The following is an 11,205-nucleotide window of genomic DNA, read 5'->3' on the forward strand; positions in this document are numbered from 1 at the left end:
ACCGGAATCACCCGGCATTCCCCACGCAATGGTTTACGGATTATAGCGCGCTCTCCCCGGTGCTCCGGGCCTTTTGGCCACCGTCATCCGCGTCACTTCACGCGAACTTGACACCAGCGTCGGGGTGCCAGGACCACACGCTTTTTCCGTCCGCCTCAAGTGCCCTCGTCAGATGCACCCTCGGCGTCCACCGCATCCCGCCCCGCGTTCGCGACGATCATGATACGCCCCTTTTGGTGGGGCGGGACGGGAGCAATATAGGATAATCAGAATATTCGGTAAAGCAGAATATTTTTGCAGGAAGGGCTTGACAATTGGAGCGGACAAGGACGTCGGGAGGTCGGTGATTTGCCCGTCGGACCGGCCGGCCGCCGGCAGCTCATCGGGTTGTTCTCACCTCACAGTTCGTTGATCGTCGATATATCGTACGCTTCCGTCATTTCCGACACGGCGCCGCGCCGGCGTGACCCGTTTAATATGACGAACATACTTCAAAAGAGCCGCTGCGCAGCAGGATCAAGTCGCTGCGGGGCGAGCGAAGAGAATGGCCTTGTTATTTTATCAGCCGGATAGCGCGCCTCTGACCGCAATCCCATGTCACCGCTCCGGGGTCGAAACCCACAAGGAGAGAAACGATGAAATATCTTTTGACGATGATCGGAGCGCCGATCACGGCGCTGTGTGCGCTGGCCTTTGTCGCGTCTGCGACGCCCGCTTCGGCGGGCGAATATTGCCGCAGGGACATTACCTCCTACATGCTGTCCTGCAGTTTCGAGACCATGGCGCAATGTCAGGCGATGTCCTCCGGCCGCGGCGGCGATTGTCTCCGCGATCCGTTCCGGCCCGATGCCAGCACCGCCTATGCCTATGCGCCCAAAGCCCGCCTTTCAAGGATCGGCGCTCGCCACGCCAAGCACGCCGAATGAAATCTCAGCCGCCGGCGAAAGATGCGACGAGCGCGTCGACTTCCTTCTGATCCGGACCCTTGCAGCGGGCGTTGACGCGCGGGCCGGTGGCGTAACCGATCCACAATACGATTTCGTGCGGCCGCGGCGCGTCGTGGATCAGCACCGGGGTTGAATCAAAGGCATCCAGATCCCAACCCTCGTCCAGCGGACCATAGATCAGATCGACGGTGGTGCCCGGCGGGCCGACCTTGGCGTGGCCCGGAATGATGACGCGACCGCGTTTGATGGCGCGGCGCATCGCCATGCCTAACCTCGGATGGATCATCGCCGCGCCGTGTTCGAGGTCGCCTCCGATGCCGACCACCGCCGCCTTGGTGTAGGCGCGCAGCTGCGCCGGGCTCGCGCCAAGTGTCGCCAGCGCCGTCCTGGTGAGCGAAGCCCCGAGCTCGAGCGAATATTCGATCAGGGGTTTGAGGTCGGCGCCGGCCGCCTTGCCGGCGAGCGGGTTCTCGAACACCGCGGCAATCGCAACGCGTCGCAGCGGGGGGTTGGCGGCCGCGCCGTACTCGCTATTGATCTCCTCGACCACGGTGACGGTCTTGCGGATGGTCATGATGTCCTCGCTCTTCTGGTGTCTGTCAGTGCCCGGCAGTGTTATCGGTCTAAGTCAGTTGGACGAAGGGTCGGAGCCATTTACGTCCGAGTCGGGTCAATCGCGTCGTTTTTGGCCGCCGGCCAGCGTCCGGCTTGAACGGGCGCGTCTCGCGAGAGAGGCGCGCGCGATATGCAAGAGCATATTCCCCGATGCTGCCGCCTTGGGCGGCGGGCACTCCGTCACTGGTTCAAGATCGGAATGTCCTTGGCGGCCCTCGGACCCGGCAGCGAGCTCAGGAAGGCGTGGATGTCGGCGGCATCCTTGTTGGACAGCACTTGCTCCGAAAACGACGGCATGTCGTTCGGCGCCTCGCGCAGGAAGGCGACGAACGATTCCACCGGCAGCGCAATCTGCGCCAGCGCCGGGACCGGATAGTTGAAGTTGCCGCCCTGCCCGGCACGGCCGTGGCATTCGAAGCAACCGTCCGCGAGGTAAAGACGCTTGCCGTTGACGGGGTCGCCGGCCGGCAGGTCGTCGGCGCGCGCCGTAACGATGCCGCCGATAGCGAAAACGGCGGCGATCACGGCAACAGTTCCGATGCGCATCACAGACTGACTGATCCTCATCTTCGCTTGTCCCCGCTTCAACGCTGATCCATCACGACATCAAGCAGCGCCGGCTGGCCGCTCTTGACCATGGCGACCGCGCGCTTCAGCGCGGGCGCAAGCTCGTTCGGATCGCTTATCGGGCCTTCGCCGTAAACGCCGAAGCCCTTGGCGAGCGTCGCATAATCGACGAAGGGGTCCTTGATGGTGGTGCCGATATCGGTGTTGGTGATGCCGCGGCCATGGCGCGCGGCCATCGTCTGCAGATACATGTATTCCTGATGATAGGCGCGGTTGTTATGCACGATATAAAGCAGGGGAATCCGATGGTGCGCGGCCGTCCATAGCGTCGACGGCACGAACATGAAGTCGCCGTCGCCGCCGATCGCGATCGTCAGCCGGCCGTGCCGCTTGTTGGCAAGCGCAGCGCCGAGCGACGACGGCAAGGTGTAGCCGACACCGCCGCCGCCGGCGACGCCGTTCCATTGATGCGGCTTTTCGAAATTCCACAGCCGGTGCGGCCATGACAGGCGGATCGAGGTGCCGACCAGCGACCAGTCTTCGTCCTTGATCTGGTTATAGAGCTCGGCGCACAGCCGCGCCGTGGTGATCGGGCTCGCGTCCCAGCCGATGGTGGCGTCCGATTTCGCCTGCTCGATGGTGGCGAGCTTTGCCGCCGCGAGCTTCTTGCCGCGCGCGTCGAAGGCCGCTTTGCGGCCCTCATCGACCTGGCGCTTGACCTGCTCGATCAAGGTCGGCAGGCTCGCCTCGGCATCGCCTGTGATGTCGAGGTCGGCTTCCTGGTAGCGGCCGAGATCCTGATAGTTGGCCTTCATATAAAGGCCGCGGGTACCGAGCATGACGATCTTGGCGGTCTTCTTGTACCGCGGCTCCGAGCTGCGCACGATGCGATCGTGGAAACTGCTGAGCGTCCCCCACACATCGTTGACCTCCATCGCCAGGATCAGGTCGGCCTGCGACAGGATGGAGCGGCGGAACGACTGGTTGAGCGGATGGCGCGAGGGAAAGTTCATTCGGCCGTAATTGTCGATCACGGCGCATTGCAGCGTTTCGGCAAGTTCCACCAGGCGCGGCATGGCCGCCGGCGTGCGCGCTACCCGGTCGCACAGGATCACCGGGTTTTCCGCCGCGACCAGCATCCTGGCGAGTTCGGCCAACGCCGCGTCGTCGCCTTGCGGCGGCAGCGCCGGGGTGAATTTCGGGATGCGCAGGAGTGCGCGGTTCTCGATCGGATTTTCCTGCAGCTCCGCGTCGAGCGACAGCATCACCGGCGCCATCGGCGGCGTGGTGGCGATCTTGTAGGCGCGCACCGCCGATTCCGCGAAATGCTGCAGCGAGGCCGGCTGGTCGTCCCATTTGACGAAGTCGCGGGTCAGCGCCGCCGGGTCGATCGCCGAATGCGGCCATTCGGCGCCCGGCGCGCGCTTGTCGGCCTCCGTGATGTTGCCGCCCATCACGATGACGGGGACGCGGTCGCACCACGCATTGTACATCGCCATCGATGCATGCTGCAGCCCGACCACGCCATGGCAGATCATGGCGAGCGGCTTGCCTTCCATCTTGGCGTAGCCTTGACCCATATGCACCGCGATCTCTTCGTGCGGACAGGTGATGATCTCGGGCTTGGTATTGCCGCCATGGTTGATCACCGCCTCATGCAGGCCACGGAAGCTCGAGGCGCAGTTCATCGCGAGGTAATCGATGTCGAGCGTCTTGAGCACATCGACCATGAAGTCGCCGCCGCTCGAACTCTGATTAACCGGATCGGCCGGCGGCGGCATCGTGTCGGCGGCGGCGAGTTTTGGGCCGGGAAGGCTGGCCTTGGGACGCTCTTCCGGAAAGCCCGGGACCGCGGTGTTGGCCGCGGCCGGCGTTCCCAGCGCCGCGGCGCCGGCGATGGTTGCGCCTTTCAGGAAATTCCGACGGCTGGTGTCGGGGACGCCATCGCGGCGCGGGCTGCTGCGTTTCGACATGGTTTCCTCCCCCGGAGCTTTGCCAGATGCCCGCGAGCTCATTTTTTGGTGTGCCAGTGTCGTCCTGAATCTCGGCAACCGTCAAGCCGCGGACGCATGCACGCATGCAGCTTTGGATGAGGTGCTCCGCGAAATCAGCGGGGCAGTGTTCCTCAATTAGACTTTCAGCTGGCGGGCGATGAATTCCTTTACCACCTCGCGCGCCTTGTCGGTCTGAGGACCGGGTTGCGCGACCCACTCGTGAACGGAGTTTTCGAACAGGCGATAGTCGCACGCGCCACCGGCGGCCTTGTAGCTCGTGACGAATTTTTCCTGAAACTCCGGCAACATGTTGTCGTCAAGCGCGCCCTGCATGATGAGAAACGGCACTAGCGTAACCTTTTCGCTGCGCTCCAGAATTTCCTGCGGGTTGCTTTCGTGGATCGTCTCCCACGGATTGAAGAACACCTTGTTGTTTTTCACCATGCCCGCGTTGCCGCGACGCTCCGCGTTTTCATAGCGCGCAAAGGTGCTGCTGATCGGCGAACGCATCGCGACGTAGCCGACGGTGGCGTCGACACCAGGCGCAGAGGCAAGCGGAATCGAATTGTAGCGTAGATCATGCGGCCGCATCGCCAGCAGCTCCGCGACGTGACCGCCGCTGGAGGATCCGTAGACACCGAGCTTCGAGGCGTCACCGTCCCAGGACGCGGCGTTCGCCTTGAGCCAGCGCACGGCGAAGTTGGCGTCCTGCACGCAGGCCGGATACGGCGCTTCCGGCGCAAGCGTCAGGTCGACGGCCACGACCAAGAGGCCGCTCGCCGCCAGCGCTCGATCCATCGGTTCTTCAGCGAGGCGGTTTTTTGCGTTCCACGCGCCGCCGTGCAGGTCGAGAACGGTCGGGAATGGTCCCGGCCCTTTCGGCTGGTAAATCCGGGCCATCAGCATGCGGCCGGCACCATTGCGCCGAAGCTCGACTTCGCTGACGTCAAGATCGAATTTCGCGGCGGGATCATATGCGGGCACGCCGGCCGCATGGGCCGCACCGGATCGGAAGGTGCGCGCGGCGGACAGACCTATCCCGCCCGCGGCGGCCATCAGCTTGAGAATATATCGCCGAGCCAACGTGGCTTTATTCAAGTTCGCCTCCCGTCCATCGATTGGTTTCGGCAATGATAGCCGACCTTGCCGTCGGTCGCTAACGCTCTTTGCGATCCAGTTATGCGGTCCAGACAGACCGCCCGCATGTCTGTTTCGTGTCATGCGCGAAAGCCGCGGCTCCTTTCACGGGTGCTGAAGTTGGAATAATATCGATCTGCGAGGGAGCGCCATGAAACTTCCGCCTCGCACGTTCGCGAGGAGCGCGCAATCATCCGGGGAGAAGCAAAGTGATCGATATACTGTTCAAGGGGGTCGGGTGGACCGACATCGCGCTCACGCTCGACCGTGTCGCGGTCGGGATGTTCTTCATGTTCTCGGGCTACCACAAGCTGTTCAACGCGCAGCGCCATCGTGCCTTTGTCGACGAGCTGACATCCCTGCACGTTGCGGCGCTCTGGATCAACCAATGGTGGGTGCCATCGGTCGAATTCGCTGGCGGCAGCGCGGTCGTCATCGGACTGCTTACGCCGCTTGCCGCGCTCGGCCTGCTTGCGATCGTCCTCGTCGCCAGCTTCACGTCGGGGCGACTGCGCATCGCAGGTTACCAGCCGATCGATCGAGCGGACCGGATCGACGATTGGCTCTATCTGCCTGAGGTCCTGTATGCGTTCATGCTGATCCTGTTCGTCTCGGCCGGGGCCGGGCCGTACAGTGTCGATGCCGTGATCCTGCGCTGGCTCGACAAGTCCGGCGCGCTGTGACGCGACCGGGATTGGCGATGCGCCTTCCCTCGAGAACGGAAGGACTAGGCCTTCAGCGTCTCCAGAAACCGCACCGGCTCGCCGGTCGCGGGCGTCGTCAATTCGCCCTGCCACATCACCGGCCGCCCGCGCACGAACGTGCCGACCGGCCAGCCGGTGACGCGCAAGCCGTCATAGGGCGTCCAGCCGGCGCGCGAGGCCACCCATTGGTTGGTGATGGTCTCGCTGCGCTTGAGATCGACCACGGTGAAGTCGGCATCATAGCCGGCGGCGATGCGGCCCTTGCAGGCGATATTATAGAGCCGCGCGGGACCCGCACTGGTGAGATCGACGAAGCGGGCCAGCGACAATCGTCCGGCGTTGACGTGGTCGAGCATCAACGGCACCAGCGTCTGCACCCCGGTCATGCCCGAGGGCGAGGCCGGATAGATTTTCGCCTTCTCCTCCAGCGTATGCGGGGCGTGATCGGAGCCGAGCACGTCGATGATGCCCTGTTCGATGCCGCGCCAGATGCCGTCGCGGTGTTCGACTGATCGCACCGGCGGGTTCATCTGCGCGCGGGTACCGAGCCGCTCGTAGCATTCGGGCGCGACCAGCGTGAGATGATGCGGCGTCGCTTCGCAGGAGGCGACGTCCTTGTGGTCGCGCAGAAATTCGATCTCCTGCCTGGTCGAGATGTGCAGCACATGGATGCGTTTTCCCGTCTCATGGGCGAGCTTGACCAGACGCTGCGTCGCCAAGAGCGCCGCGGTCTCGTCGCGCCAGACCGGATGCGAGCGCGGATCGCCCTCGATGCGCAAATGCTTGCGCTCGTTGAGGCGATATTCGTCCTCGGCATGAAACGCGGCGCGGCGTTTTATTACGTTGAAAATCCGCCGCAGGCTCTCGTCATCCTCCACCAGCAGCGCACCAGTCGACGAGCCAACGAACACCTTCACACCCGCGCAGCCCGGCGCGCGCTCGAGTTCCGGCAGATCGGCCACGTTGTCCCGGGTGCCGCCGATGAAGAACGCAAAATCGCAATGCATGTGGTGACGGCCGCGCCTCACCTTGTCGGCGAAGGCCGCTTCGTTGATGGTCAGGGGATCGGTGTTGGGCATTTCGAACACCGCGGTGACGCCGCCCATCACGGCGCTGCGCGAACCGGTTTCCAGGTCTTCCTTGTGGGTCAGGCCCGGATCGCGAAAATGCACCTGCGTGTCCATCACGCCGGGCAGGATGTGCAGGCCCTTGCAGTCGATCACCTCCGCGGCGGAGGCGCTTGCGAGCGAGCCGATCTCGGCGATGCGGCCGCCCGCGATGCCGATGTCGCGCACGCCCTCGCCGTCCTGATTGACCACGGTGCCGGACTTCAGGATCAGGTCAAAACTCTGGCTCATCGTTTCTCGTCCAAATCCTCAGGCTGAGGTGATCCCAGGCCCGGCGGGCCTTGTCGTTTAAGCCTTGGCGGCATACGTTCCGCTGCAACATGTCACAAGAGATTTTTGCATGAAAGCAGCGTTTCTCCCCGACCGTGGCGTGGTCAAGGTCTCGGGCGACGGCGCGCGGGACTTTCTCAACGGCCTCGTCACCACGGACGTGACGCTGCTTCGCCCGGGGCTAGCCCGGTTCGGGGCCTTGCTGACCCCGCAGGGCAAGATATCGGTGGATTTCCTGATCACCGAAGCGCCCGCCGGCCACGGCGGCGGTTTTCTATTCGATTGCCCACGCGCGCTGGCGCGGGCGCTTGCCGACAAGCTCGGCTTCTACAAGCTGCGCGCCAAGGTCGGAATCGAGAATCTGTCCGAAAATCTCGGCGTGCTCGCGGCCTGGGACGGCGATTTCGCGATCAGGCCGGACCTTTCGTTCGCCGACCCCCGCAACGCCGCACTCGGCTGGCGGATCCTGATCCCCGAAGAACTCGCCCGGAAGGTCGCCGATCTGATCGGCGCGGAGCTCGTGGACAGCGCCGCCTATGAGGCCCATCGCATCGCCTCGGGCGTCCCGCGCGGCGGGCTGGATTTCATGTATGGCGACGCGTTTCCGCACGAGACCAACATGGATCGCCTGCACGGCGTCGATTTCGACAAGGGCTGTTACGTCGGCCAGGAAGTGGTGTCGCGGATGCAGCATCGCGGCACCGCGCGGACACGAACCGTGCGGATCCTGTTCGAAGGTTTTGCGCCGGAACCCGGCACCGCGATCGTCGCCGGCGACAAGCCGGTCGGCACCTTGGGTTCGACCGCGGATCGCAACGGTCTGGCGCTGATCAGAATCGATCGCGCCGCCGACGCGCTGGCCGCAGGTCAGAAGCTGACTTCGGGCGGGCTTGCCGTCCGGCTCGCCGATCCGGATGATCTCGCCAGCCAGCCGAAGCAGACCGTCGCATGAGCCGGTCCGCGCGCCTGCATGCCGATGGCCTGATCCGGTGCCCGTGGCCCGGCGAAGACCCGTTCTACATGGCCTATCACGACACCGAATGGGGCGTGCCGGAATATGATGACCGCGCGCTCTATGAGAAGCTGATCCTCGACGGTTTCCAGGCCGGGCTGTCATGGATCACGATCCTGCGCAAGCGGGAAAACTTCCGCAAAGCCTTCGACGATTTTCGGCCCGAGAAGATCGCCCGCTACAACGCCAAGAAAATCCACGCCCTGATGAACGACGCCGGCATCGTGCGCAACCGCGCCAAGATCGAAGGCGCAGTTGCCAGCGCAAAATCCTACCTCAGAATCATGGAAGACGGTCCCGGCTTCTCGAAATTCCTCTGGGATTTCGTCGACGGCAAGCCGAGGGTCAACAACTTCAAGACCACGGCCAGCGTGCCGGCGTCGACGCCGCTCTCAATCGAGATATCGAAGGAGCTCGCGGCGCGCGGATTCAAGTTCGTAGGCCCGACCATCGTCTATGCCTTCATGCAGGCCACCGGCATGGTCAACGACCACCTGGTGACATGCTTCTGCCACGAGAGTTGCGCCGGAAAACAGCGCAGCCCCCGCCTCAAAGCCAAATGACCTCCCGAAAGGAGCTGGCGGCGCCGCCGATTTCGATTCGCGTCTGGCAGCGCATGCTGTCGGGACGCCGGCTCGATCTGCTCGACCCCTCGCCGCTCGATATCGAGATCGCCGATATCGCCCATGGGCTAGCGCGGGTCGCGCGCTGGAACGGCCAGACCCGCGGCGCCCATATCTTCTCGGTGGCGCAGCACACGCTCCTGGTCGAGGCTGTCATGCGCGAGCAGACCCCGCGCGTCGACATCCGCGTGCGGCTGGCGGCACTGCTGCACGATGCGCCGGAATACGTCATCGGCGACATGATCTCGCCGTTCAAGGCGGTGCTGGGCGGCGACTACAAGGCGGTGGAAAAACGGCTGCTGGCGGCGATCCATATCCGCTTCGGCCTGCCGCCGGCGCTGACGGACGAAATCACCGAGCAGATCAAGGCCGCCGACCGCGGCGCGGCCTATCTCGAGGCGACGGAACTTGCGGGCTTTGCGGAAACAGAGGCAAAACGCCTGTTCGGCCGCGATCCCGGATTGCCGGAGGCCGCGCGCCAGGACTATCTGACGCCCTGGTCCGCGGCCAGGGCCGAGAAGCGGTTTTTGGCGCGATTCAAGGCCGTTACTTCGTAGGGTGGGCAAAGGCGCAAAGCGCCGTGCCCACCTCTTCATATTACGTCGTATTGCGGTGGGCGCGCTTCGCTTTGCCCACCCTACGTATTATAGTTGGCGAGAAAAAAGGAACGCCATGCTTCACGTCTGTTCGCTCGCCGCACTTCCCGATACCGTCAAGGCCACCGGCGCCAGTCATGTACTGACCGTGATGGCCAATGTCGCCCAGGTGCAGCGGCCGGAATCGGTGCTCCCCGCCAATCATCTGAAGGTTCAGATGGACGACATCACCGAGGCGATCGAGGGTTATGTCGCGCCCTCGGATTTCCATGTCGAGCAGGTGCTGAATTTCGTGCGCGGCTGGGACCGTGCCGCGCCGCTGGTGGTGCATTGCTATGCCGGCATCAGCCGCTCCACCGCGAGCGCCTTTGCCGCGGCTTGCGCGCTCAACCCGCGTCGCGATGAAATCGCGATCGCCAGACAGATACGGGAGGCCTCCCCGATCGCCTCGCCGAACCGGCTGATCGTACGCCTGGCCGACAAGGCACTTGGGCGCGAGGGCCGAATGCTGCGCGCGCTCGATGAGATGGGTCCGGGCAGCATGACCGTGGAAGGCAGGCCTTTCCGCATCGATCTCGAATGATTCCTTAGCCCTCAGGCGATCGCCACGACCGCCGCGACGCAAAAACCCTACCTTCCTGTTTGAACTTTGGGCGCGATAAGTCACACTCAGTAGCGCGACGAACCTTGGGAGGCGATTCGTTGGAATCGCGAAGCCCCGACGACCGGCGCGTCGCCCGGATGCTAGAGCTCCGATTCCGAAGTTCGCAAGCTATCAAGGCGACCTCTGATGCGAACTTCGGAATCAAAGGAGCTCTAGCGACTTGTTGATTCTAGTGCGGCTTGAATTTGAAGTTCCTATCACGAACTTGCCGCGATACCGATAGGAACTTCAAATTCGCCGCACTAGTGTGGCGGTTCAGAAGTCCGTATCATTGCTGCCGCGAGTTCGTCATGCGGACTTCTGAACCAAAAGCCACACTAGTGGAGTGGATTTGACATTCGCGACGGTACCAACCATGAGTTCGAAAAGCGAATGTCAAATCCAAAACTCCACTAGAAACTGATATTTGCTAGTGGTCCATGAATTTCAACATTCGCAAGATTGCCTGCCGAGATAGGATGCGAATGTTGGAATTGGACCACTAGAAACATGGATTTGCTAGTGTCCCTTCGATTCCGACGTTCGTAAACGAGCACGCCGCGAAGGGATACGAACGTCGGAATCGGGACACTAGATGATCGTCTTCTTTGCGCTCCTGGTCGCGGCCGTTGCGCTGATCCTCGCGCGCAAGGCATTCAATCAGACCGCTGCGCTGCGGGCGCGGTTGGATGCGCTCGAAGCGGTCGCGCTGAAGGCGGGGCCAGCGACTCCTCCCCTCGCCCCGCTTGAGCAAACGCTCGCAACCTCACCACCCGGTATGCCGGTCGGGCAGCCGGCAATAGCGAGCGAACCGACCACGGCTGCTGGCGAGCCAGAGTCCCGGCCACTGCACGATACGGCCGGTGTTGCGGCCGCTTCACCCCCGCCCGACGCGGGCGCATCGCCCGGGCTCGAGGAGCGCGTCGGCACCCGTTGGGTCGTCTGGCTCGGCGGCGTGACCTTGGCGCTC

11 protein-coding genes and 1 pseudogene are annotated in these 11,205 nt (G+C 63.5%); 7 read left to right on the forward strand and 5 right to left on the reverse strand.

Going from position 1 to position 11,205, the window contains the following annotated elements; genetic code table 11:
* Positions 1-635 precede the first annotated feature (635 nt).
* Positions 636-926, forward strand: a complete 291-nt coding sequence (locus VK804_RS00465) for a DUF3551 domain-containing protein (RefSeq protein ID WP_325366559.1) — start codon at positions 636-638, stop codon at positions 924-926.
* A 4-nt stretch (positions 927-930) separates the two neighbouring features.
* Here the strand turns inward: VK804_RS00465 and VK804_RS00470 are convergent, their stop codons facing one another.
* The 4 genes from VK804_RS00470 to VK804_RS00485 all read right to left on the reverse strand — a co-directional run bounded on the left by VK804_RS00470 (position 931) and on the right by VK804_RS00485 (position 5,221).
* Positions 931-1,521: an amino acid synthesis family protein gene (locus VK804_RS00470; protein ID WP_325366561.1), complete on the reverse strand. Its 591-nt coding sequence runs from the start codon at positions 1,519-1,521 to the stop codon at positions 931-933.
* A 221-nt stretch (positions 1,522-1,742) separates the two neighbouring features.
* Positions 1,743-2,129, reverse strand: a complete 387-nt coding sequence (locus tag VK804_RS00475) for a cytochrome c (protein ID WP_325366563.1) — start codon at positions 2,127-2,129, stop codon at positions 1,743-1,745.
* 17 nt (positions 2,130-2,146) lie between these two features.
* A complete protein-coding gene (locus tag VK804_RS00480) occupies positions 2,147-4,102 on the reverse strand; it encodes a thiamine pyrophosphate-binding protein (RefSeq protein ID WP_325366565.1) in 1,956 nt (651 codons plus the stop codon).
* Positions 4,103-4,258: 156 nt separating this feature from the next.
* Positions 4,259-5,221, reverse strand: a complete 963-nt coding sequence (locus VK804_RS00485) for an alpha/beta hydrolase (protein ID WP_325366567.1) — start codon at positions 5,219-5,221, stop codon at positions 4,259-4,261.
* 248 nt (positions 5,222-5,469) lie between these two features.
* Between VK804_RS00485 and VK804_RS00490 the strand changes: the two genes are divergently transcribed.
* Positions 5,470-5,943, forward strand: a complete 474-nt coding sequence (locus VK804_RS00490; RefSeq protein WP_325366569.1) for a DoxX family protein — start codon at positions 5,470-5,472, stop codon at positions 5,941-5,943.
* Between the two features lie 44 nt (positions 5,944-5,987).
* Here the strand turns inward: VK804_RS00490 and VK804_RS00495 are convergent, their stop codons facing one another.
* On the reverse strand, positions 5,988-7,322 hold the full coding sequence (locus VK804_RS00495) for a dihydroorotase (protein ID WP_325366571.1): 1,335 nt from the start codon (positions 7,320-7,322) through the stop codon (positions 5,988-5,990).
* 109 nt (positions 7,323-7,431) lie between these two features.
* Between VK804_RS00495 and VK804_RS00500 the strand changes: the two genes are divergently transcribed.
* From VK804_RS00500 to VK804_RS00520, 5 genes and pseudogenes are all read left to right on the forward strand, one after another.
* The gene (locus VK804_RS00500; RefSeq protein ID WP_325366573.1) at positions 7,432-8,313 is read left to right on the forward strand and encodes a folate-binding protein; all 882 of its coding nucleotides are present in this window, start codon (positions 7,432-7,434) and stop codon (positions 8,311-8,313) included.
* The gene (locus tag VK804_RS00505) at positions 8,310-8,936 is read left to right on the forward strand and encodes a DNA-3-methyladenine glycosylase I (protein ID WP_325366575.1); all 627 of its coding nucleotides are present in this window, start codon (positions 8,310-8,312) and stop codon (positions 8,934-8,936) included. The genes VK804_RS00500 and VK804_RS00505 overlap by 4 nt, the downstream gene beginning before the upstream one ends.
* The gene (locus tag VK804_RS00510) at positions 8,933-9,553 is read left to right on the forward strand and encodes an HD family hydrolase (RefSeq protein WP_325366577.1); all 621 of its coding nucleotides are present in this window, start codon (positions 8,933-8,935) and stop codon (positions 9,551-9,553) included. The genes VK804_RS00505 and VK804_RS00510 overlap by 4 nt, the downstream gene beginning before the upstream one ends.
* A gap of 115 nt (positions 9,554-9,668) precedes the next feature.
* A complete protein-coding gene (locus tag VK804_RS00515) occupies positions 9,669-10,175 on the forward strand; it encodes a protein tyrosine phosphatase (protein WP_325366579.1) in 507 nt (168 codons plus the stop codon).
* A gap of 655 nt (positions 10,176-10,830) precedes the next feature.
* Positions 10,831-11,205, forward strand: a pseudogene (locus VK804_RS00520) (DUF2339 domain-containing protein); the annotation flags it as partial.

Origin of the sequence: Bradyrhizobium sp. (assembly GCF_035484855.1) — a bacterium.
In the GTDB taxonomy this organism is placed as follows: Bacteria; Pseudomonadota; Alphaproteobacteria; order Rhizobiales; family Xanthobacteraceae; genus Bradyrhizobium.